Source organism: Rhodococcus sp. IEGM 1241 (genome assembly GCF_033142365.1).
Lineage (GTDB): Bacteria > Actinomycetota > Actinomycetes > Mycobacteriales > Mycobacteriaceae > Rhodococcus_F > Rhodococcus_F erythropolis.
On record NZ_JAWLSE010000016.1, the window covers coordinates 12,817 to 38,002 of the forward strand.

At 63.4% G+C, this 25,186-nt stretch carries 25 protein-coding genes; 3 read left to right on the plus strand and 22 right to left on the minus strand.

Going from position 1 to position 25,186, the window contains the following annotated elements:
• Nucleotides 1–120: 120 nt before the first annotated feature.
• From R4P70_RS30495 to R4P70_RS30585, 19 genes are all read right to left on the minus strand, one after another.
• Nucleotides 121–933: a hypothetical protein gene (locus R4P70_RS30495; RefSeq protein ID WP_317833411.1), complete on the minus strand. Its 813-nt coding sequence runs from the start codon at nt 931–933 to the stop codon at nt 121–123.
• Entirely contained in the window at nt 933–1,703 is a 771-nt protein-coding gene (locus tag R4P70_RS30500; RefSeq protein ID WP_019750035.1) for a DUF4913 domain-containing protein, read from the minus strand. The genes R4P70_RS30495 and R4P70_RS30500 overlap by 1 nt, the downstream gene beginning before the upstream one ends.
• The gene (locus R4P70_RS30505) at nt 1,700–3,526 is read right to left on the minus strand and encodes a type IV secretory system conjugative DNA transfer family protein (protein ID WP_317833414.1); all 1,827 of its coding nucleotides are present in this window, start codon (nt 3,524–3,526) and stop codon (nt 1,700–1,702) included. The genes R4P70_RS30500 and R4P70_RS30505 overlap by 4 nt, the downstream gene beginning before the upstream one ends.
• Before the next feature lie 86 nt (nt 3,527–3,612).
• On the minus strand, nt 3,613–3,864 hold the full coding sequence (locus R4P70_RS30510; protein ID WP_317833416.1) for a hypothetical protein: 252 nt from the start codon (nt 3,862–3,864) through the stop codon (nt 3,613–3,615).
• Nucleotides 3,865–4,167, minus strand: coding sequence for a hypothetical protein (locus R4P70_RS30515; protein WP_020971508.1), 303 nt, complete (start codon nt 4,165–4,167; stop codon nt 3,865–3,867).
• Nucleotides 4,164–5,894 (minus strand): hypothetical protein, encoded by a 1,731-nt coding sequence (locus tag R4P70_RS30520; protein ID WP_019750039.1) that lies wholly within the window; start codon nt 5,892–5,894, stop codon nt 4,164–4,166. Before R4P70_RS30520 ends, R4P70_RS30515 begins: the two co-directional genes overlap by 4 nt.
• A 32-nt stretch (nt 5,895–5,926) precedes the next feature.
• Nucleotides 5,927–7,417: an SCO6880 family protein gene (locus R4P70_RS30525; protein ID WP_317833419.1), complete on the minus strand. Its 1,491-nt coding sequence runs from the start codon at nt 7,415–7,417 to the stop codon at nt 5,927–5,929.
• 55 nt (nt 7,418–7,472) lie between these two features.
• Nucleotides 7,473–9,032: a hypothetical protein gene (locus R4P70_RS30530; RefSeq protein ID WP_317833421.1), complete on the minus strand. Its 1,560-nt coding sequence runs from the start codon at nt 9,030–9,032 to the stop codon at nt 7,473–7,475.
• Nucleotides 9,026–9,880: a hypothetical protein gene (locus R4P70_RS30535; RefSeq protein WP_317833423.1), complete on the minus strand. Its 855-nt coding sequence runs from the start codon at nt 9,878–9,880 to the stop codon at nt 9,026–9,028. The genes R4P70_RS30530 and R4P70_RS30535 overlap by 7 nt, the downstream gene beginning before the upstream one ends.
• A 28-nt stretch (nt 9,881–9,908) precedes the next feature.
• Nucleotides 9,909–10,562, minus strand: a complete 654-nt coding sequence (locus R4P70_RS30540; RefSeq protein WP_317833425.1) for a hypothetical protein — start codon at nt 10,560–10,562, stop codon at nt 9,909–9,911.
• A 45-nt stretch (nt 10,563–10,607) separates the two neighbouring features.
• Nucleotides 10,608–10,874: a hypothetical protein gene (locus tag R4P70_RS30545; protein WP_019750044.1), complete on the minus strand. Its 267-nt coding sequence runs from the start codon at nt 10,872–10,874 to the stop codon at nt 10,608–10,610.
• The gene (locus tag R4P70_RS30550; protein ID WP_042925324.1) at nt 10,871–11,194 is read right to left on the minus strand and encodes a hypothetical protein; all 324 of its coding nucleotides are present in this window, start codon (nt 11,192–11,194) and stop codon (nt 10,871–10,873) included. The genes R4P70_RS30545 and R4P70_RS30550 overlap by 4 nt, the downstream gene beginning before the upstream one ends.
• An 18-nt stretch (nt 11,195–11,212) precedes the next feature.
• Nucleotides 11,213–11,902, minus strand: a complete 690-nt coding sequence (locus R4P70_RS30555; RefSeq protein WP_317833429.1) for a hypothetical protein — start codon at nt 11,900–11,902, stop codon at nt 11,213–11,215.
• Nucleotides 11,899–12,486 carry a hypothetical protein gene (locus R4P70_RS30560; protein ID WP_317833431.1) on the minus strand — a complete coding sequence of 196 codons (588 nt, stop codon included), beginning with the start codon at nt 12,484–12,486 and terminating at the stop codon, nt 11,899–11,901. Before R4P70_RS30560 ends, R4P70_RS30555 begins: the two co-directional genes overlap by 4 nt.
• Nucleotides 12,483–14,180, minus strand: coding sequence for a peptidoglycan DD-metalloendopeptidase family protein (locus tag R4P70_RS30565; RefSeq protein ID WP_317833433.1), 1,698 nt, complete (start codon nt 14,178–14,180; stop codon nt 12,483–12,485). The genes R4P70_RS30560 and R4P70_RS30565 overlap by 4 nt, the downstream gene beginning before the upstream one ends.
• Nucleotides 14,181–14,273: 93 nt before the next feature.
• Nucleotides 14,274–15,887, minus strand: coding sequence for a cutinase family protein (locus R4P70_RS30570; RefSeq protein ID WP_073513581.1), 1,614 nt, complete (start codon nt 15,885–15,887; stop codon nt 14,274–14,276).
• A 26-nt stretch (nt 15,888–15,913) separates the two neighbouring features.
• The gene (locus tag R4P70_RS30575; RefSeq protein ID WP_317833436.1) at nt 15,914–16,771 is read right to left on the minus strand and encodes a hypothetical protein; all 858 of its coding nucleotides are present in this window, start codon (nt 16,769–16,771) and stop codon (nt 15,914–15,916) included.
• Nucleotides 16,768–17,844: a hypothetical protein gene (locus tag R4P70_RS30580; protein WP_317833438.1), complete on the minus strand. Its 1,077-nt coding sequence runs from the start codon at nt 17,842–17,844 to the stop codon at nt 16,768–16,770. The genes R4P70_RS30575 and R4P70_RS30580 overlap by 4 nt, the downstream gene beginning before the upstream one ends.
• An 83-nt stretch (nt 17,845–17,927) precedes the next feature.
• Nucleotides 17,928–19,139 carry an insoluble domain protein gene (locus tag R4P70_RS30585; RefSeq protein WP_317833440.1) on the minus strand — a complete coding sequence of 404 codons (1,212 nt, stop codon included), beginning with the start codon at nt 19,137–19,139 and terminating at the stop codon, nt 17,928–17,930.
• Nucleotides 19,140–20,219: 1,080 nt separating this feature from the next.
• Between R4P70_RS30585 and R4P70_RS30590 the strand changes: the two genes are divergently transcribed.
• From R4P70_RS30590 to R4P70_RS30600, 3 genes are all read left to right on the plus strand, one after another.
• Entirely contained in the window at nt 20,220–20,720 is a 501-nt protein-coding gene (locus R4P70_RS30590) for a helix-turn-helix transcriptional regulator (RefSeq protein ID WP_317833442.1), read from the plus strand.
• Between the two features lie 146 nt (nt 20,721–20,866).
• Nucleotides 20,867–21,067: a hypothetical protein gene (locus R4P70_RS30595; protein ID WP_020971495.1), complete on the plus strand. Its 201-nt coding sequence runs from the start codon at nt 20,867–20,869 to the stop codon at nt 21,065–21,067.
• A 390-nt stretch (nt 21,068–21,457) separates the two neighbouring features.
• Nucleotides 21,458–22,633 carry a replication protein gene (locus tag R4P70_RS30600; RefSeq protein WP_317833444.1) on the plus strand — a complete coding sequence of 392 codons (1,176 nt, stop codon included), beginning with the start codon at nt 21,458–21,460 and terminating at the stop codon, nt 22,631–22,633.
• A gap of 4 nt (nt 22,634–22,637) precedes the next feature.
• On the opposite strand, the gene R4P70_RS30605 is transcribed toward R4P70_RS30600, so the two are convergent.
• From R4P70_RS30605 to R4P70_RS30615, 3 genes are all read right to left on the minus strand, one after another.
• The gene (locus R4P70_RS30605; protein ID WP_317833446.1) at nt 22,638–23,645 is read right to left on the minus strand and encodes a GAF domain-containing protein; all 1,008 of its coding nucleotides are present in this window, start codon (nt 23,643–23,645) and stop codon (nt 22,638–22,640) included.
• Nucleotides 23,646–23,774: 129 nt separating this feature from the next.
• Entirely contained in the window at nt 23,775–24,587 is an 813-nt protein-coding gene (locus tag R4P70_RS30610) for an SDR family NAD(P)-dependent oxidoreductase (protein ID WP_317833448.1), read from the minus strand.
• 397 nt (nt 24,588–24,984) lie between these two features.
• The coding region (locus R4P70_RS30615; protein WP_317833450.1) for a hypothetical protein at nt 24,985–25,186 on the minus strand (202 nt) is incomplete at its 5' end.

Genomic DNA, 25,186 nt, shown 5'->3' on the forward strand with positions numbered 1-25,186 from the left:
GCACTTGAATGACATCAGGACCCACGCCGGTGTCGGGTATGGGTCCTGATGATCGAACGATGTCACGTTTGACGTAAATCCTCGAGGTAGGTCAACGTCATGGGCACGAGACCAGCCCGGCTATCGGCCGGTGTGTTGGCGTTCCTGGCTGCGGCCCTTGCTCGGACGTCCTTTCCTGGCGACCGGCGGTTTACCAGTCCCGGTCTGCACCGCTCCTCGGGGATGCTTGGCCTGGTCGAGATCGGCCGTCATCCGGGCGCCGATCGTTTCCTTGTCCACTCCTCCGGCGTTCATGTCGGCGGCGAGGGCATCGCGCCGTTCGGCTGAGTCGTACTCGGCTTCTGCGGCTGCGCGATGAGCGTCTGCATCTTCGGCGATTTCAGTTTCGGCCGGCGTACCTTCGGCCTCTGTTGCCGTCTTGTCGAGCCGATCGGCCTCAGCCATCAGCTCGGAAGCCTTCACGTTCTCGCGTTCGGCGAGTTCCTGTTCGTCGGTAGCGGCCCGCTTGGCTTCTTCGGCTGCCTGGAGCAGGTTCTCGATTTCTCGCGGGTCGATCCCGGGGGCGGCCGCATCTATTCCGTACCGTGTCTGGACTTCCTTGCGGATGCGATCTGCGGCGTCGGCCGCGGGCTGCGAGTGGTCCTGCCAGCCGCGGGCCTGCTGCCAGCTGTCGGCGATCTGCGCGTGGGTAGCGTCCTCCCACCAGCGGTCCGTCATCACCGGACGTAGCTGCGCCTCGATCGCGCTGCGTTCGGCGACGAGCCGTTCGCGCAGTTCGCGGGCCGCCTGCACGCTTTTGGCTTCGGCGTCGCGGATCTGCTTCTCCCGTGCGCGACCCATCTGCTCCGCGAGACGGGACGCAGACTGCAAGCCGACCCGGAACATGCGCGTGAGTTCTTGATTGACCTCACCGATTTCGTCGTGCTCTGACATCAGTTGTTGCCTTCCTTGTGGGGTGACGGCGCTGTGGGCGCGGATTCAGGGGAGAGACGCATGTCGGGGAACATCGACGACGGTGCGGGTTCAGTCGGCAAGGGCACGATCGCGAAGTCGCCGCCGGCATGACCGCTGCGGACCGAGCACGCTTTGAACGTGCCCTCTGGATCGAAAAGCTGTGCCATGTGGTGGTCGGCGTGATCGCGCCACCACACACTCATTCCGGTCGAGGGATCCAGGCGCAGACGCTCCCATGCGCGCCACAGGGCTTCCAACCGGGAGATAGCTTCGGCGTGTTTCCACCACTGCGTGCACCAGTTCCTTGACGTCCCCTCGATCACCTCACGCCGATAGACAGGGGCGATGCGTTCGCGCACGAACTCCTCTACCGATCCGAACACCAGTTCCGGTTCTGCCGGCTGCTCCGGCTCCGGCTCCGGTTCCGGATTGGCGAGTGAAATTTCGAGCTGCGACAGCAACCGGGCCGCCGCCGCGGCTTCGAGTCGCGCGTACAGCTCTGGAGTGAGGATTTCCGCCCACTTCGCTTCGGCGATCGCGTCGGCTTCCTTCTGGATGCGTTTGAGAACTGCCTTGCCGACCATCGCCTCGAGGTTCTCGCTCAGCGGCGCTTCGACGTTCGGTTCATCTCCCCCGCTGAGGGGCGTGTACGCGGATGGGGGTGGATAGTCCTCATCATCGGGCGGCAGATAGTCAGCCTCACCGGGATCGAAATCGTCCTCCGGTGGTGGCTCGAACGGCGCGGTCACAGCGACACCGCCTCACGCGCAGCTCCCGCGTGGTCTGGCTTGAGCCATTCGGACAGGCCTTCTTCTGCTTCCGCCAACGTCGCCGGGGCTGCCGGATCGTGGGCTTCGATTGACGCCCTGATCTGGTCGGCGTGCGGGCCGGCCATCCACGGCGCCGTCCGTACGATCACAGGCCGGTTACCGGAGGAACGTACGATCGCCCGGCCACGTGGCAGTGCTTCGAGTTCGGATTCGGTGAACGTACGAACTTTGGTGCGCTGCTTGGAGGTGGATCGGCCTTGCGAGGAGGCTGTGACCGACCCGGTGATCTCCCAATGGTCACCGATCGCGGTGGACATGTCCCGAAGGAACACCCCGTCATCGACGGCGACACCACCGCCGTAGACCTTGACGTTCGCCGCCGACCACAGTTTCTTCATCCCGCGTTCGCCCCACACCTCCACACCCTGTGACCAGGACTGCAAGATCGCCATGATGATGATTCCGCGTGAACCGTAGTGGCTGTAGAGGCTAGGCAGTTTGGACCAGCGCACGACGTTGGCGACCTCGTCGAGAGGAGCGACGAGAGGAACAGGCAGACGTCCCTTCGGTGAGGTGGTGGCGATTTCTTCGGCTGCGTCGATCACGGCGACGGTCAACGCCGTAACCAATGGGCCGGCCGAACCGTTGCCCTCGCGGGAAAGGCTGTAGAGCGTGCCTCCGGAACGAACGAATTCACGAGGATCGAAATGCGGCCGCGGATCGGACAAACCGTCCGACGTCACCCAGGGATGAATCGTCCTGATCTTGAGCGAGCGGATCATCTTCTTGGCAGTACCGAACACACCGCCGCGTTGTTTGTCGGGTGCGTTGTACTGCCCGGCCAGGCCGTCCGCCTGCAATCCGTACCCATGTTGGCGAAGGATCTTCACCGCTTCCTGGTTCTGCACGTCCGTGACCCACGTATATGCCTGTGTGATCGGGCGGCGATCGAGTGCCGCAGCCAGGAACAGTGCCGCCAACAGATCCTTTCCTTCCGGATCGAAGAATGCGTCCGTCTTCGCTTCGAGTCCGTCGTCACCGGAGGCGAAATGATCGGCCAGGTCGGCGGCCCTGACTTCGTCGGTCACCCACGTGAGCGGATTCCACCACCAGCTCGGTTCCTCATTGGCGACCCTCTGCGGATCGAACACCCAGACTTGCGAGCCCATTGCCGCTCGAACGTCGCGGGTCGCGTCGACGACATCGCGCTTGTTCGACGTCGTCAGGACTGCGCCGGGAGCATCGAGAACTGCGGGGACGACGCGACTGGTCGACTTACCGGTGCGAGGACCCCAAATATCGACGTGCAGGTCCTCCCAGCTGCCGCGCAACATCGGGGCCGACCCGAACACCGGCTTGCTCGGCAGCAACAGGTACCCGAGCTGGATGCCGACAACGTCGTCGGGACGGAGCCTCACCTGCAAGGATTCGGCTTTTGCCCGGCATGCCTGTTCCGTCAACGAAGCGATGTCGCGACCGCGGCCCATGTACTTGGCCAGCTCGTCGACGCGGGTGCTGTCCCGCTTGCGCAGGATCAACAACCACATGCCCACTGCGACCAGCACGATCAACGCCAAGGCGAAGGCAATCGCCACTACGCTCGCACCGGACTCCCACACGAGATCGCCCTTGATCAGGCCCGCGACCATCGCCATCGGATTGACCGGAACATCCTGCTCGGTGCCGAACTGCATCGCGACGGAGGCGCCGACGACGCCGGCAACCGCGATCCCGGCGCACACACCGAGCACCTCGAACGCCACGTCACCTTGACTGGGATCACGCACAGAACCCTTACTCATGACTGATCTCCGTTACTGTCGACGGCGGCACTGACGTGGGAAGTGAGTATTCGTCGAAACATGGTGTTTACTACCAACTTTCGGATTTACGTGTTGTCCGTCGGTATCTCGACGACGGTGGTCAATGTGACGGCGTAACCGGGCCGCGGCCTGCTTGTCAACGATGTTCCCGTTACTTGAGCGGGGATGACGGTGTGTGAATGGCCTTGTACTGCAACGAAACGGTGTTTCGTTTCGAGGTCGGCGACCAGGTCGTGCATCTTCTGTACTGCACTCTGCAATGCGGCCGACGGCTCACCGACTTCGGTGGCGGTGCTGTAAAGGAAGATATGCGTCATTTACAGGCCTCTGTTCGCGGCGATCAGTCCACGGTTCACTTCGCGTAGTGCTTCGAGTTCGACGCGGAGGGAATGTATTTCGGAATCCGGGGCGCACGGTTGCGGTTTCACGGCGTCCGCGCCTTCCCGCTGCCGTAGCCATGCCCGCACGGTGGAGGTGTGGATCCCGGTATCGGCGGAGACACGCTCGATAGTCGCCCACAGAGACGGATACTGAGGGCGCAGCTTGTCGACCAAAATTACTGTGGCACTGCGCACCTCTGCTCCGTAGCGGTTGCCGCGGGTGCTGCGTTTGCCGCTCATGCCGCATTGTCCTTCGCTGTCTGTGCCGCGTATCCGGCGTCGGTGGCGTCGACGAACCGACTGTCGGTGTCGTGCCACTGGTATTTCAGTTCCGTGGGGGTCAGGACGGTCTCGAAACGGTGCCCCGGAATGCGTTCGGTGCCCTGTTTGAGCAGGAAGAACCCTCGGCCGGGGGGTGGTCCTGGCTTTTCGAGTTGGGCGTCGTAGCCGGCTGGGGACGACAGCGCGGAGACCCATGCCTTGTCTGCGCGGGTGAACGGAATGATGGAGTCGAGTTTGTCCATCTCGTCCGAGGTCAGGGCTCCCACGATCAACGCTCCGGCGCGTTCGATGAAGCCCTTGGCCTTCATGATGTCGAAGTCCATTTCGAGCGATTCGAGGTCCTTGACGGTGTGGGTGATCATCACCAGCGCCGTTCCGACGGTGCGGGTCAGGCGGGTGAGGGCGTCGACGCGGCTGACCATTCCAGGGCCGGCGAGGACTCGCCAGAATTCGTCGAGCACTGCCAGGAAGAGCAACCGGTCGCGAAGTCCGCAATCGGCGAGGACGTGTGCGGCTTCGATGGCGCCGAATCCGTCCTCCCAGCATGCGGCCATCACCGCAGCTTCGAGCTTGGTGTCACCGTGGCTGAGCGCTGAAATGTCCACGCACACACCGGTCGGTCGATCCTCGCCGGTGAAGTCGATCGGGGTGGTCGTCTGCTGGGAGAACACCTCACCGAGATCGCCGTCGAGCAGCGCGGACAATGTCTCGAGGAGGGATTCGACCTTGGCGAGGTACTTGTCCTTGTCGCGGGTGTACGCCTTGCGCATCAACTCTTCCGGCGGGTTCTCGATCAACGTGAGCAGATCCGAGATCAGCGGCGGGTTGTCGTATCCGAAACGGGGGTCCTTTTCGAGTAGGCGCAGCGCCGCGGTGATGATGTTGCGTTCGGCCTGTGTCAGCGCTGTTCCGCGCTCGATTTCGCACAGCGACTGCATCACTCGCTTGCGGCGTTGGTGAACCTGTTTGATCACTTTCTTCTGCAAGTCGGGGAAGTCCGCGAGCAGCGGAATCACCGACCCGAGAGCTCCGATCGCGAGCGGGTTGAGGTACCCCTCGCCGTGTCCCAGGCGCACGATCTTGCCGCGATCGCCGCAGATGATTTCGATTTCCTTGGTGAAGTCGGGTTTGGTGTCGGCGAACACGAACGGGATGTGACCTTGGGCGATGCCGCCGCTGACGAGTTTGCGGCCCACCGTGGACTTGCCGTTACTGGGCAGGGCGAGCATGAACACGCTGGGGGTGTTCTGTCGGCGTGAACGGTAGGTGGCGGTGATCGGGTCGTAGTGGAACGAGATGCCGTCGGGATCTTTCCCGAGCGGGGTTCCGACCATTGGATAGGTGCTGCCTACCACCCACGGGGAGAGCCCACATGCCTGCACACTGGTGCCGCGGAACTCCGGCGGCTTGGGTACGACGCCCATCTTGCCGCCGCCGTGGCCGGCGAAACCACGGTCGGTGAGTTTGGGGGCGCGGCGCCATTTCGGTTCGGTTCGGGAAGGGTCGCGTGCGAGTTCGGCGGCTTTCGCTGCTGCCTTCTCGTCTGCGATGCGTTGTTTTTCCTCTGCCTGGCGGCGTTTGCGTGCCGCTGCCATCGGATCGCGTAGGGAAGCATTCTGCTTCTTGCGTCCGGGTTCGTACGTGCCGGTCAGGTCTGCGATCCGGCGGCGCAACATCAAACTCATCGTTTTCTCCTTCTCGGTGGTGGTCGGCCGGTTCAGGCCTGCAAGGTTTTCGCCGTCGTTGCGTGGTCTTGGAGATAGACCCCGACTCCGACGCCCGAGAGAAATGCCGCTGCCTGGTATCGCCATGCGGGCCGTACTTTCGTCGAGCACCCGGCGACCAGGGATTCGATCGTGTCGGCCTGAATGTCGAGCTGGGCTTCGGTACTTGCCGACGCGGTGACGATCAGCGAGACCGCTGTCGCGCCGGCACCGTTGCCGACCTCGACGCGAGTACGGTCTGCTGCCTTGACCTTGAGGTCTGCGCGCACCGACCCGATACCGCGTTGGGCATTGCGTTCACCGACTGCGTAGACGTAGCCGCTCTCGACTGCGTTCACGGCGTCGGCCGGGGACATCGGCCGGTGAATCAGTGTCACGCGCTTGCGCGGGACGTCGCCGTGACCTTCGAGAAGTGCTTTGAGAATCCGTTCGTTGCGGGCACCGGACGGGGGTGCGTTCATCACCCAGGTCCTCGAGGTCGCGCCTTCGTGGAAGTAGGTGTTTTTGGTTTCCTCGGCCGTCATCGGGCCGGCATCGAGCCAGTCGACGTACATCTCTCCGCTGCGCAGTGACGATTCCACCTCGGCTTCGACAACCGGGCGGGGATCGTATGCGCGGCGCACGACTGCGGAGATTTCGTGATCGGACATCGGGACAGCGGTCACGCGGAATGTGCCGAGGTTCGCGCAGATCGACGGAAGACGTTCTGCTAGATCGGCAATCATCGCCATCGGATCCTTGCGTTTGGCTTCCGTGTTCGCGGTGAAGGTGAGTGCCATGTGGGTGTGCAACTGGATTCCGTGACGTACGCCGGTGCCCGATTCGCGGACCACCGCTTGTGCGAGTTCAGAGGTGCCGGGTTTGCACAGTCGCGTGATTTCCGCGTCTTGCCGCGCGCCTGTCTCCGGGAGGGTTTCGATGATGGTGGCGATCGCTTCGATGTCCGGCGTCTGTCCGCTGAGGTTGATGAACTCACCCCAGTTGGCGACGTCGAGGTCGACCTGACCCTGTTCGACACCCTTGTATCCGGGCACAGAGCAACGCAGCCTGATCGTGTACTGATGCAGTTTCGGTAGATGACTCATTCCGAATTGTCGGCCCAGTTTGTCGATTCCCCACCACATTTCGATCGGAGCGCCGATTCCCGGGACTCGGGTTCGGCCTCCGGGCGCGTTCGAGAGAGAACCAGCGCGCAGGATGTGCTGGCCGCGCCGACGCTGCTTGCTCCACCCGGTGAGTTCAGTGGCGAATTCGTACCCTGACTTGCCGCCGATGCGTGCAGCGAGCGGCGCCCAGGTCAGCACCACTACGCCGAGGATCACCGCTCCGGAGACGAAGAACCCGGCGAGCAGTGCAACGATGCCGGCCACGATGCCCGACGCGAAGACGTAGAACATTTTCTTCGACACACCGAACAGGTACGTCGAAGGGGCTTCGTGAAGACCGCCGTAGGTGTTGGGGCGGGCCGGTGCTTCGGTGCTCATAGCTGCTCCTTGAGGATGGAATCAATGAGGTCGAACGGTGCGGTGCGGTGTGCGCTCATCCGGACCGCCCACCTTGCGGCTCGTCCGGAACGTCCGCTCCCCCACTTGCTCCGGAGGCGCTGTCGCCGATCGTCGATGCGACGGCGCCCATAGCGCTGCCGATCCGGTCGGAGACTTCCTGCCCGACGGCGACGGCCGCGCCGACCGGACCAGCGGCCGCGGCCGCGCCGGAAGCTGCACCGCCGGATGCTGCTCCGGACGCTGCTCCGGACGCGCCGCCGGACGCTGCTCCGGACGAACCGCTCGCGGTCGCTGCTCCGGACGGACCGCTCGATGCCGCTTCCGTGCCACCGCCCGAGGGCGCCGGTGAGCTCGATCCCGATGAGGGCGTGCTGGAGCCGGTCGGTTCGGTACTCGGGCCGCCTTGAACGCTCGACGACGAGGAGGACCCGGAATCCTGTTCAGCCGAGGAGGACATCGACTGGATCATCGAAGCGCCCATACTTGCGCCGGTCGCGGCGAGCATGCCGCCCAGCACCGCGCCGCCGTTACCGCCGGCCATCGAACCCATCGCCGGAACGATCAGTCTCGCCAACGCCGGCATCGTCAGGCACGAGAGTGTCAGCAGGATCATTCCGGCGAAGACACCTTGCGCGTCGGTAGCACCGGCGGCCGAGAGGAAAGCGATCCCGTACACGCTGGAAGCGACGAACGGGAACAGTGCGAACACCACCGCCCAATTCCGTAGCTTGGTCCAGGCCTGCATTCCGGCGCTGCCGATTCCTGATGCGGCGGCCGCGATCGGTGCCCATCCGAGGACGAGGCGCAGCATCGCGATCTGCATCATGATGAACACCGCTTGCACGGCGGTTCCGACGATGCCCAAGATTGCGAAGACGAAAATCAAGCCCGGACCCAGGAGAGGGCCGACTTCGGCGACGGCGAGGAGTTTGTTCGCTGCTTCGTCGATGTTCTCTCCGACCATCGCTTGAACCAGCCACACACCGGCTGCTCGGGAGAGTTCGTCGCCGGCGAGGATGAGCGGAACCAGAGTCCAGGACGCGAACACTGTGCGGGTCAACATCATTGCCGTTTCTTCGGCATGTTGCTGTGCCAGACGCGATTTGGCCCAGGCGAGTTTGAGTGCGGAGATCCCGACCGAGATCATGAACGCCGCTATCTGGAATATTCGCAAGAATTGGTGCACTTGCCAGACTGTGTTCTCGGTGTCACTGTTTCCGACCGCGCCGGTGACCGAGTTGGTCATCCACCACGTCAGCATGAAAGTGATGCCCTTTTTCCAACCGTCGAGGAACACTTCGGCGGCCTTGCCGACGCCCGATTTCCACATCCCGTCGGCGAACTCGCCGGCCGCGTCCTGTGGATTGGCAACAGCAGTGCCCAAGTCGCAGAACCGCTCGAGGAACCCACCGACGACCGGTACAGAGTCACCGACGTCGCGGCAACCGGCATACATGTCGTCGTCAGCCGGCGGTTGTCCGGTTTCCGAAGTGCCCGGATCATCTGCCGGGGGCTGGGCATGCCCGAGTGCGACCGGCCCGAAGACAAGCACAGCCAGGAGCAGAGCGGCGATCGCAGCCAGACGCTTCACCATTGGGTCCACCCCGTCAGCGAAGTGATCGTCTGCGGCGGAAGCTGGGTGGAAGGGCGACGGATCTTCCAATCACCGTCCTGCCAGACGACCTCGAAGCGAGTGGTGAACCAGGAGCCCGGAGTCTTGTCGCGGGCCGCGACCTCCACGACTGCGAACGAGTTGTCAGCGCTCCAACCGGAAATCTTGAATGCCGCCGGGATGTACTGAGGGGGCAGCTGGCTCCAGTCGATCCACTTCTTCGGCGCCCACGACGCCTTGTTGCCCCGTGTCGAGGGTTCGATCTGGTTGTCGAAGACCGCATCGAGTGATTCCTGGTCGATGACCGTCCGCATGCTGATCTGCCAGGCAGCGAGCGCAGCGCCCTGAGGGGTGCGAGCGAAACCCGTGGCCAATGGGCCATCTACTCGAGTGGGGCCGTCGGAGGTCGAGAACGGCAGGATGAACGGACCGACTTGCTGCCACATCAATCCCTCCGGAGCGGGGACCGGGTCACCTTCCTTGAACGAGGGGCGATCTGCCGGCGACTGCGGCAACGCCTGACCACGCGGGTTGACGGGGTTGGCGATCACGCGGCCGAACAGATCCGCCGACGGAACGCCGAATGCAGTGCCGCTGTCGGGTTTTGCTGGTGCCGTCGCGGGCGGCTGGGTGGCAGTGGGGGCGCCGCTGCCGGCGGAATCGTCGTCGCGGGTGACGGCGATGAACACGGCGACGGCCACGACCACGGCGAGAAGCGCGCAGAACACGGCAGCGGCGATCCCGGTCGTGCGGCTGGTCGCCAACCACTCGCCGGTGCGGCGAAGGCGCGATCCTTCTGTGGTCTCGCGGGGTTCGGTGCGGTTACTCACGGGTGGCTCCTGAAAAGTCGGGGGAAGATCAGTCGGCGTAGGAGAAGGCGGTGTATCCGTCGAGCGAGGTCAACGGCACTGGATCGGTGGGCGCAGCTTCGGAGGTCTCGGGCTGCGGATCAGGGAGAGTGATCTTCCAATCGCCGTTTTGCCAGATCAGCGAGGTCGGCGACGCAGACAGCGCAGCGTCCGGCATCCGTGTGGCCAGCCACACCACGGCTTGGTCTGGGCTGTAGTCCTCGATGCGGAATCCGGCGAACTGGGCTGTCTGAGCAGGATCGGCTTCGGTGGTGATGGAGGTCATCACCCGCGCCACGGCGTACGCGTCACGGCCCCGGCCAGGGGCGGTCAGCAGTTGTGCGGTCTGCGCCCAGGTCTCGTCCGGTGCGAGTGCGAGACGGCTCTGGCCCTGAATGGCGGCCATCACCACCCCTTGGGGTGTTCGGCTGTATCCGAACGGGATCTTCGCCGAAACGCTCGTCGGTCCGTCGACAGCGGAGACAGGGACAGCGACACCGCGGTAGCTCTCCCACGTCACCTGCTGCGGCGCTGCACTGGTGTCGACCGCCGCGGCGTTGCCGGTTCCGGGGTCCTCCTCCGACGATCCGCACGCGGTGGCCACCGACAGCGCGAGAGCTGCGGCCGCGAGGGCGCCGACGAGGCGGTAACGGTGAATTGCCATGATTTCCTTCTTTTTTCGCAAAGTGAGTAGTGGAATCGAGACGGGCTAGATGAGGAGCCATCCCGCCCACGTGATTGCGGAGGCGGTGACGATGGCGCCGATGGCGATCGAGATCAACCGCCGGATTCCGGGGCCGGTGACTTCGCCGTCGTCGAAGCGGTGCGCGACTTCGACACCGGCGCGCATCGCGGCGACGATCAGACCGGCTGCGACGAACCAGAGGAACACCCCGAGCATCTGCCCGAGCGGGACCAGGACGTCTTCGCCGGGCATCTTGATGCCGCCGCCCGCGGCCAGTATCGAAGTACTCACTCCATGAACCAGGTGACGTACGAGGCGGCGGAGGACGTGATGATCGCGCCGACGGCGACACCGACCACCATCATCTTTTCGCCGCGTCCGGCGGTACCGTCGGCGAACGACTGGGCGAACTTGACGCCGGCCATCATTCCCAGTCCGATCAGGAAAGCTGTCGCCGCCCACAGGCCGACGCCGAGCAGAACCTGAAACTTGTCGCCTGACGGCGGAGTGGTCATCTGAACGTCGATCACGTCCCCGCCCTGTCCAGGCGAGGGGAAGGGCGCGGGCTGCTGAGCGAGGATGTAGGTGTTGAGGGTGTGGAGTGCGTTCATGAGAAAGTGCCTTTCGAGTTATGTTGCGGAAGAACTGATTTCCTTCACCCGAGCTGCTGCTGCGACTCGGATCTGGTCGTGGAGAGCGATCACCGGGGCGACGGGGTATCTCGTCGGGTCACGCGCCGCTTTCTTGTCGGCCGGCAACGTCGAGGACGGAGACCACTCGGGAAGCTCACGAGGAGGCATGACCCGCCAAGGCTCGAGCCACGGCACGTCCCAGCAGTGACCGGCCAGCGAGCGCGCCAGCGACTCGACGACGGCCAGACGGTTCCGGACCGGCTTGGACAGTGGGCGATCACTGTCGGCGACGGACACGACGCCGAGGATGTGTGTTCCTTCCGGAGTGCCACCGGCGGCGTGTTGCAGAAGCAGTGAATGAGCACGCTCTACGCCGTGCATCGTCGTGCGAAAAACGAGCACCACCAGCGGCGAGTCCGCTCCCGGTAGGTCACCGATGTATCCGGGCCAGCCGCGCTGGCAGTCCCCCGCGTACGCGAGGGAACGCGTCAGCGAGGAGACTCCGGCACCTCCGGTAGCTCCGAGAAACCAGACAAGCGGCCGGGCCGGGGTCAGAGCCTCACGTTCGATCGGGCCTTCCCAGATCGGAGCGGATTCATCGATCCCGGGCATCACAGCCCCCGCGATGCGTGGACCGCTCGGCATCGGAGCACCGCGACGCGGAACATCGGCATATGCGCTGCTCATCGGACCATCACCGCGCTCACGCGCCACACACCGAGCTTGGTGGCGGTCATGTACGCCGCGAACGGAACCCGATCAATCTCCCGGCCTCCGGCATCGACGGCGGTCACCGTCACGGCCACGACTCGCGAGACCTTCGCAGGCTTGTCCTCGGGGCGATTGTCGGCGGTCACCGTCGCCGTGGCCGTGGCCACCGCGCTGCGCTCACGCCAGGACTCCCATTGGCGACCGGTGATCGGTGCCAAAGCAATGAAGGACGACGCGTTGTCGGTGTAGTACCGCTCGTCGAGCAACGGTGCTGCCCGGTTCGCGGCGTCGATCTGGTTGGTGTCCGCCCCGGGGGTGTACGAGAACAGAGCTTGCGCGGCCGCGATCATCACGGCTTCCGGATCGCTTTGATCGACCGAGGAAAACGTTTCCGGCAGAGTTGGATCGGCGGGAACAGTCAATGATTGGGTGGGACCGCCCTCATCCATCGGGTGGTCGTGGTCATTGCTGCGGCCGCATCCGACAAGTGCGAGAACAGCGAAGGTCATGGCTGCGAATGCGGTCAACCTCATCGGTCTGCGGTCAGTCCGGTTTGTCATCGTGCCTCCTGCGGTTGCGGTTGTGATGCGCCGAAGCGGCGGACGTGCATTTGTTCTCCCGACATCCCTGACAACGGAGCGATGGTGACGGTCTGGCCTTCGGTCGGAGCGTGAAGCAACATCTCTTCGCCGTTCTCGAGGCCGTAGTAGATGCCGACGTGGTGCGTGTTCGAGGCGGGGCCGAAGAAGATCAGGTCGCCGGGTTGTTTCTGGTCGACGGGGACTTCTGCGCCGCGTGAGTCGTAGAGCTGTCCGGGATCTGCGGTCGATCCGGTGAAGTGCGGCAGGCTGATTCGTCCGCCGGATGCCTGGTAGACCGCGTACAGCGTCAGACCTGAGCAGTCGAATCCGCCGCCGGTGGGGCCGTTCGTGTCGCCACCGCCCCAGACGTACGGGGTACCGATCCAGCGCGAGGCAGCCAGGATGACGGCTCGTCCGAACTCGCTGGCCGGACCCTCGCCGCCGCCGCTACCGGGTGCGGGCTGCTGATCGTTGCAGGCAGCGCTGCCGCCGTCGGCGACAGCGATGGCTCCACCAGCTGCGATGGATGCGAGGTCGGCTTCGGACATGTTCGCCCCGGCGCCCTTGAACTTGGCCGCCAACGTGGTGGCGATCGGCTCGTCGTCGGCGTACGCGTCCGGGTACAGCGATCCCTGAACGTTCTGTGCTGCGACGGTGATCGGTAGCGATTCCCACCCGCTCTGCTTGGCCAACGCTTCGTAGAATTTGCGTGATGCAGTGGCAGAGTTCATCAGTTCTTCGAGCGTTCCCCACCACGGGTACTGCTGCTGAAACTGATTGACGGAGCCGTGATCTCGTCCGACAGCATCGTGTGGGAAGTCCAGGGATCGGCCCACGTCCTTCTGATCGGCTTCGAGGCGAGGATCGGTGCCGTCATTGGCGTACATGCGAAAGCCGGATTCCTGGCTTGCGGTTGCGAGCGCGACGACGACGCCGCGATCTGGAATGCCCATGACTTCACCGACCGCGACGATCTGCTTCGCGATCGCCAACTGTCGGCCGTCCAAACCTCCGAACCCGGAACCTTCATCACCCGCATCGCCCGAGCCCGGGGAAGTCGGTGCCGGCGCAGCGGGAGCCTCGCCGGGCTCGGCGGCCTTGTCGATCCACGGCCCTGGATCCACCGCGGTACCGGCGCCGTCGGGTAGACGACCCCCGTCCCACACCTCGAAATGAAGGTGCGGCCCAGTCGAGCCGCCGGCATTGCCGATCGCCCCGATCTGCTGACCGCCGCGGACCTGCTCTCCGGCGCGGACCATCACACCGTCGTCGAACATGTGCCCGTAAACCGAGCTGTATACGTGGCCCTCGATTTCGTGATCGACGATGATCCAGTTCCCGAAGCCGTCAGCGGGACCGGCTTCACGAACGCGGCCGTCGGTGAACGCGTAGATCGGGGTACCGACAGGACCCGCACGGTCGAGACCTTTGTGTTCGGTGCCCCATCGCGGACCGAACGGAGAGGTGTCCGTTGTTTCGGACGACTTGGTGGGCTTGACCAGCGAACCAGCAGCGGCAACCTGCCCGCCCCCGTTTTCGACGGGAGCGCACTCTTCGTCCTCGGAAACGAGAACGACCACCACGGCCATGATCATCAGAAGGAACGCGACGGCTGCGGCACCGACAACGACGATGGCACCGCCGACGCCTCCGCTGCTGCTGTCATCTGACACGAGATGGTCCCTTCGGTTGGAGTGGGACGTCAGTGCGTCCCGGGGTTTGCTGGGCGGCGGCGCAGCAGAGGAGTTCCGTGCGCCGCCGACCGATCACTGCGCGGGCGGTGCGGCGGCAGGCGCCTGAGTGGGAGTCGGGATCTGGGCAGGCGCGAACGCGCCGCCCGGCCCGACGATTTCAGGAGAAACCGCCGATGTCGTGGCCAACACCGAGCTGGTCAGCGGCGTCGACGACGAGGGGGCCGCAGAGGGCGTCCCGCTCGGACGAGTCGTCGGCGAGGCTGTTTTCGTGGTGCTCGCCCCGGCCGACGTGGATCCGGACGAGAGTTCTTTCGCGAGGGTGGAGAACCACTCGACGGTGAACTTCGCCGGGGTCTGCCCCTGTCCTCCCACGGGAATCGAGTCGTAGGTGCCGTGGTTGCGGGCCGTGTCCCAGTACTTGACCTGCGTTGCCATCTTCAGCAGGTCCTTGTTGTCGGAAATGCCGCGCTGGACTTCGTTGTAGATGTACTTCTGGATCTGGGTGCCGGTGGACGGCGGGAACAAACTCATTGCCGCGTCCCCGACTTTCGCTGCCAAGATGCCCAGTGCAGCAGGGGGATTGGCCATGCCGACGGTTGCGAGGGTGCCGATCGTGTCCAGTGTGAGGACTTTCTTCGCGACCGCGATGCCCGCTTGCAATCCCATGACACCGGTTTTGATGACTGCCCGGATGACATCGGCGTCCGCGTCCGGAGTGGCGGAGCGCGGATCGGAATTCGTGGACAGGCGCCCGAGGATGGTCTTTCCGGACGACTGCACGGTGAACCGGCCGCCTGAGAAGTTGATGTCGTCGTTGACGACGTCGGCGGCGGTACGAATTGTCGCCCCACCCAATGCGCCCGCGAGGTCGACCAGAGTTTTCTGCGGATCCTGCTGCTCGAGGTGCAGCTGCCCAGCGATATTGGTGACCGTGCGGGCCAGCGTCGCATCTTGTGGTGTCGCGCATGCGAGGTCGCCGTCGGTGCAGAACGAAGCGACACGGCCGGCAACAGAGCCGTACCCGGACGAGGCGGCGTAGTTCGGGGCTATGCCGCCGCCGTCAGCAGGGGTCGGGGTGGTCACCGTCAGATCCGACAAGGCAGAGGTGGCAACGCCCTTGGGCGGTGTCGGTGAACTCTGCCCGGACGAGCCGCCGGGGAAGGTACTGGCACCTTGCGGGCGATTCGGGGACGAGAACAATGCACCGGCGGCGAGCTTGTCCGCTGTGATCGGGCCTTTGCCGCTGCCGATATTGCGGATGACGGTGTCCGCTATCTGTGCGCCTTGCGAATATCCGGTCACGGCGATCATCGACGAGGGGCACCTATCGGCGTAATCGGCGATCGCTTGGCTGGTCTTGTCGACCCCCTCGGTCATCGACTGTTCGTACGTCGCTCCCCGCCAACCGAAGTCGGCGGCGTACGGGACGAGCATCCGTGAGACCTCACCGGCAGCGGACTGGAGCAAGGGCACCATCACCGACATGCCGAGGAAGCCGCTGTCGATGGTGGGGTCGGCATCCGGCGCGGACTGGTTGGTCCCCTGAACACCGAAGACTCCCAAAGCGGTGCAGGGCATCGGTGCGGAGTCGCCTGAGGTGGGTGCGGCGTTCGCCAGACTGGTTCCTGCCAGTGCGAGGACGACCGTGGCCGTCACCGCTGTGGTGATCCCTCTCGCATATCTCATGCGGATTTCCCTTCGGATGTGTTTGTTCACTGCGTCGGCGCGGCTGCACCGAGGTTTCGTACGTCGGCGGCGAGAGCGGTGAAGTCCTGCTCGACACCGCTGCCCATCGCCGAGGTCACGATCGGTCCTCCTGCGGCCAACGACCGGTCGTGACCGATCAGGCGCACCGCTCCGATCCGGCCCGCCATATGGGCACTGAGGTGATCGGCCACCGGCGTCGAACCGGGACGGACCTCGACGACGGCCACGACGACCGATGCCAACGTGCGTGCGCCGAGGGTGCTCTCGATCCATTCCAGGACGGAGGGAAGACGGTTCACGGAGTCGCCGCGACTGGACACCACCAGGACGATCACGACCGACGCATCGGCCAGCAGCGGAGCGAGATGCTGTGCACGCAAAGGGTTTCCGGCGTCGTAGACCGGAAAATGACCGGACGCGGTCAGGAGTGAATGAACGGACGCGAGCGCCGCAGCGTCGCCGCTCAGCTCCCCAAGCGTGCGGCGACCCCACAGCACCCCGTGCTCGGAGACCCATTGGCCGGGGTTCAACTCGCGCCCGCAGCCACGCTCGGACAGGTCACCACCGGCGGGGGTCGTATCCACGGCGGCAGCAGTGACGAGTTCGGTGTGCAATGCACTCGCCAGGCCGACCGCTGTCGTGGTGGCTCCGACTCCACCGGCAACCCCGGCGATCAGCACAGCAGAAGGCGGTGCCAGCGGAATCAGTGCCTCTTCTGGCTCGGGCACCTCATCGACCGGGCCTTCTGCCTCGGACCCGGGCACGAGCGGCGGTGCGGTGTCGTCGACCGGTGCCGACGGCGTCTCGTCGGATTCGTTGTCTTCTGTCGGCTCGCCGCCCAGCCAGTCCCCCGCCCACGTCACGGCGTGCCTACGCTCTCGTTGATGGCCGCGATCAGCGTCTTTCCATCGCGCACGGTCGTGCTGATGGTTTGCGCGTATCGCACGATCGCGCCGTCCGCGGCTTTTTGGACCATCTCTACGGCGAAGACACCCGGCTGACCGGACGGGCGGATCAGAACGCAATGCTCAGTGCCGACCGGGACGCCGTCGTCGATGCCGGCTTGCAAGGCCGACAGTTGGGTGGCCGCAGCTTCCGGAGTGGCGAAGCCTCGCGCTTTGTCCGCATTGCGATCGACGTAGAAGGCGTACTGAAATCCGAGGATCGCATCAGGGCCAGATCCGGTCCCGCCAGGGCCATTCCCGCTGATGACGTCACCCTTGACGCTGCTCGGGCACCAGGACGAGGCGGCCTGCGCCCCGGCGACAGACGTCCCCGCCGCCGGCGGGGCCGTAGTGGTTCCAGGTACTTCGAGGGAGGCTGGAGCGTCCGGTTCGTCGGAACCGGAGGCCAGCGCAATAGCGGTTCCGCCGACGAGGACGGCCAGCACGGCAGCAGCGGCTCCCCCGACGGCGGCTTTCGTGCGGCGGCTCCGGCCACGCGCCCGGTCGGATCCCGGGAGAGGTTCGGGGATACCGATCCGCTCCCCCGCATCCGGGGTGGGCGGTGTCGGTTCCGGGTCGGTGGACGGAAGCTCCCATTCCGATGCCCAATCCGGTTGTGTATTCAGATCACTGACAGCGAGGGTGACGACCGGGAGCGTGCGGACAACACCCACTGACTCAGAGACGACCGGATCGGTCGCCGGGCCGTTCTCGGCCTCATCTGCGAGTTCGAATGTGGGAGTGAGGTGTTGGGTGGGTCGGCTCACCGCAGCGACAACGGTCTCGTCTACCGAGGGAGCGTTGCCGGTGGAAACCGGTTCGCTCTCAACAGTTTCGGCATGGTCGAGTAGAGAGTCGGGTTCTGATTCCTCATCGGGGTTTTCGGACTCGGACTCGGAATGTACGTCGGTGTCTGGGGTTTGCTCTCCCGTGTCCACTTCGTCGGCGAACTCGGTCGGGTCCAACGGCGGAAACCAGTTCTGACCTGACATGTCGATATTTCCTCTCGTGCAAAGAAAAAGAACTTCGACTAACACCGCCGGGGCCGAAGCCCCGACCCCGGCGGCGGTAGTGATTACGCGGGGGTCGCTCCAGCGGCAGCAGCGCCGAGAGCCTGGCCGATTAGATCGGCGGTAGGTCCGAAGGCGTAATTCGCTTCGACGGCCGCGTTGTCGAGTGCGGCGATGACCTGATCGCCACCGGGCTGAGCGAGGACACTTTCACGTGCAGTAGTGAGCTGCGCGTTGACGTTCTCGGTGATCTGCGGAACGGACGCCACAGCATCGGTGACGACCTGCGCGACCTGCGGGGCCTGCGCCGCCAGCGCGTCACTGGTCTGCGAGGTGATCGCAGGTGCGTCCGGCTCAGGGAGATTCGGCACGTCGATGTGGCGAGGCTCGGCATCGGTGTCACCGGCCCCGATTGCTCCCGCCGTCAGACCGCCCACCACAGCTCCAGCCGCGGCACTGGGAATCCCGAGAAGCAATCCACCTGCACCGGCACCGATCGCGGTGCCGACGACGCCTGTCGTCGCTTCCGGCAGTGGCGGCGGGAGCGGAACCAGACCGCCCATACCGGCCCCGATCAAACCGCCCACTGTGCCGCCACCCAATGCGCCCACTGTGAACCCTGCGGTTCCGGCAGCCAAGGCACCTGCTGCGGCTCCGCCGAAGGTTGCAGCCGAGACACGCTGTGAACGATCGACGTCGACGCCGACGCTGGACCAGAATGTCGCGAACTGTGAAACACCGACAGATGCAGTGTTATTGGTGCGTTCGAGATACTCGTCGGACATCCAATTGGGCTTCGGCCCGACGTAATCACCCAGCTGCAACATCTGGGGCGGTGCTTCGATCGGCGCGCTGATCTCGACTTCGGTCGGGAGATGGAGTGTCCCCACGTCGATCGGCTCACCGTAATACGCCGGCGCAACGTAGTTCCCGCTGCTATCGCCTGAATTGTTCGGGGACGACTGCTGCGTCGACGGTGAAGGCTTCCACTGAATGTTGTCGTACTCAGCCGGCGGCGGAGTCCAGTACGAACGATCGGACGTCGGCGCAGGAACCTCAGGGGCAGTAGTAATACCCGGCTGCTCCGACGCAGGCGGAGGCGTCGTAATGCCCGGCTGCGACGGAGCGGTAATGCCCGGCTGGGTCGGCGCTGCGATCGCAACTCCGGCATTGACGAAGGCGGCTCCGACCATCGCCGCCCACGTCACGGCTGCGACCGCACCCGTCGACGGTGACCGATGACGACCACCGGACCGTGGTTTCTTGAACTGCTTCATGACATCCCTTCAATCGTGTTGTTTTGCAAACACTTAGGTGGATTCGTGGACGGGCTGGCCGCGAGAGTTGTGATCTCGGGGCCCTTAATCCCGGTAGGACGTACCGGAAGCTGATGCGCGGCAGAGATCACGCCGTCGGCCGCGAAGTGTTTGAAGAAGCTGGACGTGGTCGGGAGTTGGGTGTGTCCGAGTGGGCACCGGCGGAAGAAGCCGGGAATCGGAACGCTCATACAAACGCTGCCCGGATTGCGCCCCATGCAGTGGACGACGTTGGCGAATAGAGGAAGGCAGCGTGCACGAAAAGGCGCACCCACCCGTTCCTCGGGCGGGAGGAGCGGGGTGGGTGCTTCACGGACCGTGTTGCCGAGCACCACGAAGGGCGAGACACGACGGACCGGGTTTCGGGTGGCATGGCCGCATGCAGGGTTCACAGTGCGCCCGAGTTCGCGGTCAGCGAATCCGAGTTCGAGAGTGTCCTGTTCTACCCAGCTGGAATAGGTATTCTGCGCAGAGTTGTTCCCCACGACTGCCTCCGGCTAGTTGCGTTTTCAACTTCACCGCATAGGCTCGAAGGCCTGCGGTCTGGTCGCCTTGGTGCGTGCAGCACCGCGGACATGAAAGAACCCCAGGTGCGTGAGGGGACGCCAATCACCAACGCACCTGGGGCTTTCGAGACAGCACGACGCTCGGCAGAAGCCGAAGTCCTTGTGTTCGTGCTTGAAGTAGAACGGTCACTGAGCGTGACCTGTGATGTTGCATCGCGCACTGCGAGAAACCAATTCATCCAAATCGCCTGCCCGTACTCAGAAGGCACACGCAGATAGACGTGTGCAAATTCTTCTGCGCTACAAGCGATACCGACGTCGACAAGTACCGAGGAATCCCAGGCTGGGCACGCCGTTGCAGGGTAGACCGCGCGGTTTGTGTTCGGCAACTCATTCAATCGCCTCACGGCCCTCCCTTTCCCGCCTATAGGCCCCTTGACCTCGACTCTTTCTTGGTAACCTTTTATGCGAAACCAATATAACACCCTATTATTCTAAACACCAGTGCGGGTTGACGGGGTAAAGGAGCGACACAATGACTCACGGGGATGGTTCTCGAGAGCTTGGAGTAGGCGTGTCGCGGAGTGCTGTTCGAGGCTTTAGTGCTGCCAGGTTGCGGCGCTATCGACTGGCGCGCAAGGCGAATATTGCAGACCTGGCTGACGCCGCTGGTGTCTCCGAGCAGACCGTCTCTGCATGGGAAACGGGTCGTGCGGCACCAACTCCCGAGCTGCTAGCCAAGGTTGCGGCCGAATTGCGACTTACCGTTGCTGACCTTGTGCCTATTCCGAATGGCCAACTTGGCCTTAGTGATCTGCGCGCCCAAGCTGGGATGACTCAAGGGCGAGCTGCTGAAGCTCTCGGAATTTCGGCGACGCTTCTCGGCCGAATTGAAAAAGGGCGCAAAGAGTACGACGAGACCAGGGCAGCGCAGCTTGCTGAGCTGTACAAGGTCACGCCCGAGCTGGTCGCTGAGGTCTGGCAGCGCGATCGCGACAACCGTCAAGCGCGCGCGACACGCTTCCGCGATTCTTAAAAAAGCTCCCCATAATTCCACCCAAACATCGAAGTTCGGTTCTTCTTCGGCGTGTCACCGTGACGATTGTGTGATCTTGGCACAGGATGAACGGGAACCTGGCACTGCATCGCTAGGGGGCAAGGTCGGGCCGAAGGGAGAAGAGCATGCCCACACCAAGCAAGGGTGATCGAACCCGGGTTGTGAGTCGCGTTCCAGATCCGGTGTACGCAGAGCTGGAAAAGCGGCGGAAGGCGGCCGGAGTCAGCTCCGTCAGCCAGTACGTCGCAGATCTGCTGGCGGCCACCACTGGCCATAAGAATCTTGTCGTCGAACTCGACCAGGAGGTTTTGCAGCTCACCGCGTAACGAACGTCGCGTAGACGGCAAACCCGGGCGGGGGATGCCGTGACAACCACACATCGTTAGCTGTAGCGCACCGACTGCAACAAAAAACCCCCGAACCGGGCGGGGTCGAGGGTTTTTCGAAGTTGGTGAGATTCGAGTTAGACGCTCGTTTCTCAGCGGTACTGCTATATCCCCGAAGGGACTGTCTTGGCGGACAGGTCTCAGGCTACATCGTGGCCTGATGAAGTTTCAATGATTCCTGCGCGTGTCGCTGTTCACGAACACGCACCTACATCCGTACTGCGCCCGTACTGCGGTAGCAGCCCCATGCGGCGTCGGTACGGCACAGCTCGTACGCCTCGCGCTGTATCTGGCCATGTGCACGGGCACCAATGCCATTCCCTGACCCCGATGTTCGTCAACGCGCTCGGTGGCCCAGAGGCAGCTTGCCGAAGGTACTGCCAGGTCACGCTCGAATTGGAGCCCGGCGCATACGGCGGTATCGCCTTATGGCGTGGAGCCCAGCACTGGGTCGAGATCGTCGTCCGCTGCGCCTACACCGCGGAGTACAACCGCATCCGCCCCGAGCTCGTCAAGACGTCGAAGGCAGGCAGTGTCGCCGGCGGAGGGATCAGTCTTAAGTCGTTGTTGGCGGTCGCGAAAGTCATGGCCGGTGCTGCTGATTTCGATTCCGGCCGCAGCTCGCGTCTATCCATTGCCACACTCGTCGAGCGAACAGGGCTCGGAGAGCGGACCGTTCAGCGAGCCCGTCAAGCGCTCAAACTACTTCGGGTAGCCACGGAGGTATTGCGTGGCCGACTACGCCGCAAAGGCGAACGTATGGCGTCGTGGAGATTTGATGACAAGTCGCGTGGCTGGGCATCGGTGTGGGCGCTGCACCCGCGTAAGCCTGTGGATAAAACCCGCATGTCAGTCGCAGGATCTATACAGATGGCACCCCACCCCCGCAGGGGTCAGTTTTCTATCCCTACCTCTCGTAGAGAGGTACTTAATACAAAACGATCTGTGGATAAACGAGCCGCTTCGCGGCGCAAGGAGTCCAGGTCCGAGGTCGAGAAGGCTGACGGCACCCGGAAAGGCCTGTTGCTCGCATCCAAGTGGCTCAGTAATCCGAGAACGCCTACGTGGGCACGTCAACACACCCCCCGAGGTTGGGCGCCTGCACTGGCCGAATCAGCGGCGCACGGCTGGACCGCTGACGATCTCAACTCCACCATCGACGCGTGGGCCGAGGCGCGGAAGATGACACCGGACCCAAAGCATCCGATTGCGTTTATCCGTTGGCTCATGAAGCAGCAGGATCTAGCCTTCTCACCGCATGTTCTCGCTCAAATTGCCGCTGAGCAGGCAAAAGCTGGACGTGAACGACAGTCCTCTCAGTTCGAGGCCGAACGTGCGCGTTACGCAATGGCCGCGACTGAGGACTCCCCCGGCCGACTGGCAGCGATGGCAGCTGTTCCGGATGCTGCGGAAGTCCGCCGCCGCAGACAGATCGCTGAGCGGAGGACTGCCGCTGACGCGCGCGCAGAACTGTGCGCGCGTCAGCGCGGCATCGACAACTGGTGAAAAGCTACGAATCCGCAGCAGCGCGGACCATGACCAGGCCGGCGGTGGTGTGCTGGTCGAGCATCATCAATGTCGCTCGCACATCACAGGCTTTCCACTTCCCGTCGAGCTGTCTGAACCGGACGGCGCCTTGCGTTTTGCCCCGCGCCAAACCCGCAGACATCTCTAGCGCCACAGGCAAGTCCTCGGGATGCATACCAGGTTTAACCTGGTCATCAACTGATTCCCACGCCAAGTCCGGCATCGGATCGCCTACCCATCGAATGAGTTGCAGCGTCTTGAGATTGACGATCGCTCGGTACTCCCCCTCCTCCGTCGCAGCCTCGAGGACCCGGTATTCAAGAACCACAGGGGGCGGAGCCGCCGCAACGTCGATCGCGGGGCCGATGTCTTGCGTTATTCCTCGCAAAATGACCTCTGACCTGCCGGTCGCAGGATCGATTTCTTCAAGCATTCGGCACGAAAAGTGGGCGGCACGCAGCTCGTCGTCATCTCGCCTCACTGTCCACACCGCTTGGTGAATGGTTCCGGGAGCCGAGTGGATGATCTTCGACAAAGCCTCGCCCTCATCGCGATTGGTCACGAGACGGGTGAAGGCGCCGGCCATTGCTTTCTCGGTATGTCGCTCATCCTCCGGAACGCCGTACAAGTCGAGCAGATCGTTGCTTCCGCTGGCTTTGCTCGCCGTCAGGTTGAACAACCAAGCTCCGGCCGGATCCCTGTCGGGAACGACTTCGTCTGGTCCGCCAGTCCATAGGTACATGCCATGCAGACGTCCTGAGAACGTCACCAACGGCTCCACAACGACACGCCGGCGGCCATCAGCCGTGACCCTGTCTACGCGGTCAGGCGACGCCATGACCTCGGTAATCACGCTGTAAACCTCGTCGAGGGAATCCTTGCTTTTGAAGAATTTGTCCAACGGTGTGAACTTTCGAGGAGTACTCCCCAGACCGATGATCGACGGTGTAGCGCCGCCGATCGACTCAATCAACAACCACTTTGTTGCCACTGCGTAGTTCCTCTCCCCGCGGATGCGAACAGAGGAACACTACCCGACAAAACAGACTTAATGTTACTGCCCGTTACAGGTATCTAGTCCTTCAGCGGACGGCGCTGACCTGGGCATCCGCCAAAAGTACTAGCCGGACTTCAGTGCTGGAATGATCCGTTGGTAGCCCGAACTGGCAGTCCTAGTTAGTAGGTCGACGATGCGGGCATCTTTACCGATCAGCACTCGAGGTCGGCGCCGTTCCACACCGCGCAAAATCGTTTTGGCAGCGTCCGCTGGATCCGTTCGCGCGATGGAACCCTCGAAGGATTTGACGACTTCCGAATGGTCGAGAGTTGTCGCCACACGCGCTGTACGTGCAATTGAAGTCTTGATTCCTCCGGGAAACACACAAGTCACAGTGACCTGCCGGTGATGAAGAAGCATCTCCTGGCGGAGTGACTCGGTGAACCCGCGGACCGCGAACTTCGCTGAGTTGTAGGCCGAGTAACCAGGCGCGGCCATGAGACCGAAGGCCGATGAGATGTTGACGATGGACCCACGATCCGACGCAACAATGTACGGCAAGAAGGCTTTCGACCCATTGACTACACCCCAGAAGTCGACATTCATCACATGCTCGATGTCTGCGTAGTCGGAATCCTCCACGGTTCCGGAATACAGAACGCCAGCGTTATTGAAGATCGCATCAACATGCCCGAACTGGGCCAGCGTTGCCGCGGCACACTCCCCCATCGCTTCTCGGTCCGTGACATCCCGCGACGAGATCATCACCGAGTCGGCGCTGATTCCAGCCAGCTCGACCGTTTCCTCTAGGCCACCTGGGTCGACGTCGATCAGCGCGAGCTTTGCGCCTTGGGCGGCCAGTTGGATACTTAATTGCCGCCCGATTCCCGCTCCGGCCCCGGTAACGACCACAACGCGTCCTATGAAATACCCCATGCCGCAAGTATTCCTCGTGAGAACGGTGGTTTCGCGGAACGGGCTTAGTTGGGTGGGTGCGCAAAATTGACCCATGCTGACGTTGCTCGATTGAAATGTCGAGTGAGAGGTGCGACCTACGTGCGGGTCGCCAGGTGCGGTCGAACGGGTGACGTAGTCGTCGGGCCGTGGCGTTCTCCGCCTCACGTCCAGGCATTTTGCGCCATTGCGCCGAACTGAAGAAATGCCAGCATTACTGTCAATAGCAGTAGAGAGTTGAGGGCGAGCTCCGGGGGGACTGTAATCCCAGTAACACCAGTAATGCCGTCAATGTTGGCGTGGCAGTCTCGGCTTGTTTCGATTCTGCGAACCCCGCCTGCCCGTAATGACAGTAATACTGCTATTGGAAACATGCAGGTCAATGTGCTACAACGGTGAAACTGTGCAATATGCCAGCATTGCTGTCATTACTGGTATTGGGGCCAGATGTGTTGCTACGACCTGGCCGATGGCCGATAGCAGCAATACTGGCATTATGCGAGAAACGGTGGTTTCGCGGAACGGGCTTAGTTGGGTGGGTGCGCAAAATTGACCCATGCTGACGTTGCTCGATTGAAATG

Bases quoted from the DNA above. Each gene is read 5' to 3' on its own strand.
- R4P70_RS30495 (WP_317833411.1), bottom strand. From the start codon at position 933: ATGTCAGAGCACGACGAAATCGGTGAGGTCAATCAAGAACTCACGCGC.
- R4P70_RS30505 (WP_317833414.1), bottom strand. From the start codon at position 3,526: ATGAGTAAGGGTTCTGTGCGTGATCCCAGTCAAGGTGACGTGGCGTTC.
- R4P70_RS30510 (WP_317833416.1), bottom strand. From the start codon at position 3,864: ATGACGCATATCTTCCTTTACAGCACCGCCACCGAAGTCGGTGAGCCG.
- R4P70_RS30515 (WP_020971508.1), bottom strand. From the start codon at position 4,167: ATGAGCGGCAAACGCAGCACCCGCGGCAACCGCTACGGAGCAGAGGTG.
- R4P70_RS30520 (WP_019750039.1), bottom strand. From the start codon at position 5,894: ATGAGTTTGATGTTGCGCCGCCGGATCGCAGACCTGACCGGCACGTAC.
- R4P70_RS30525 (WP_317833419.1), bottom strand. From the start codon at position 7,417: ATGAGCACCGAAGCACCGGCCCGCCCCAACACCTACGGCGGTCTTCAC.
- R4P70_RS30530 (WP_317833421.1), bottom strand. From the start codon at position 9,032: ATGGTGAAGCGTCTGGCTGCGATCGCCGCTCTGCTCCTGGCTGTGCTT.
- R4P70_RS30540 (WP_317833425.1), bottom strand. From the start codon at position 10,562: ATGGCAATTCACCGTTACCGCCTCGTCGGCGCCCTCGCGGCCGCAGCT.
- R4P70_RS30550 (WP_042925324.1), bottom strand. From the start codon at position 11,194: ATGAACGCACTCCACACCCTCAACACCTACATCCTCGCTCAGCAGCCC.
- R4P70_RS30555 (WP_317833429.1), bottom strand. From the start codon at position 11,902: ATGAGCAGCGCATATGCCGATGTTCCGCGTCGCGGTGCTCCGATGCCG.
- R4P70_RS30560 (WP_317833431.1), bottom strand. From the start codon at position 12,486: ATGACAAACCGGACTGACCGCAGACCGATGAGGTTGACCGCATTCGCA.
- R4P70_RS30570 (WP_073513581.1), bottom strand. From the start codon at position 15,887: ATGAGATATGCGAGAGGGATCACCACAGCGGTGACGGCCACGGTCGTC.
- R4P70_RS30580 (WP_317833438.1), bottom strand. From the start codon at position 17,844: ATGTCAGGTCAGAACTGGTTTCCGCCGTTGGACCCGACCGAGTTCGCC.
- R4P70_RS30585 (WP_317833440.1), bottom strand. From the start codon at position 19,139: ATGAAGCAGTTCAAGAAACCACGGTCCGGTGGTCGTCATCGGTCACCG.
- R4P70_RS30590 (WP_317833442.1), top strand. From the start codon at position 20,220: ATGACTCACGGGGATGGTTCTCGAGAGCTTGGAGTAGGCGTGTCGCGG.
- R4P70_RS30595 (WP_020971495.1), top strand. From the start codon at position 20,867: ATGCCCACACCAAGCAAGGGTGATCGAACCCGGGTTGTGAGTCGCGTT.
- R4P70_RS30600 (WP_317833444.1), top strand. From the start codon at position 21,458: ATGTTCGTCAACGCGCTCGGTGGCCCAGAGGCAGCTTGCCGAAGGTAC.
- R4P70_RS30610 (WP_317833448.1), bottom strand. From the start codon at position 24,587: ATGGGGTATTTCATAGGACGCGTTGTGGTCGTTACCGGGGCCGGAGCG.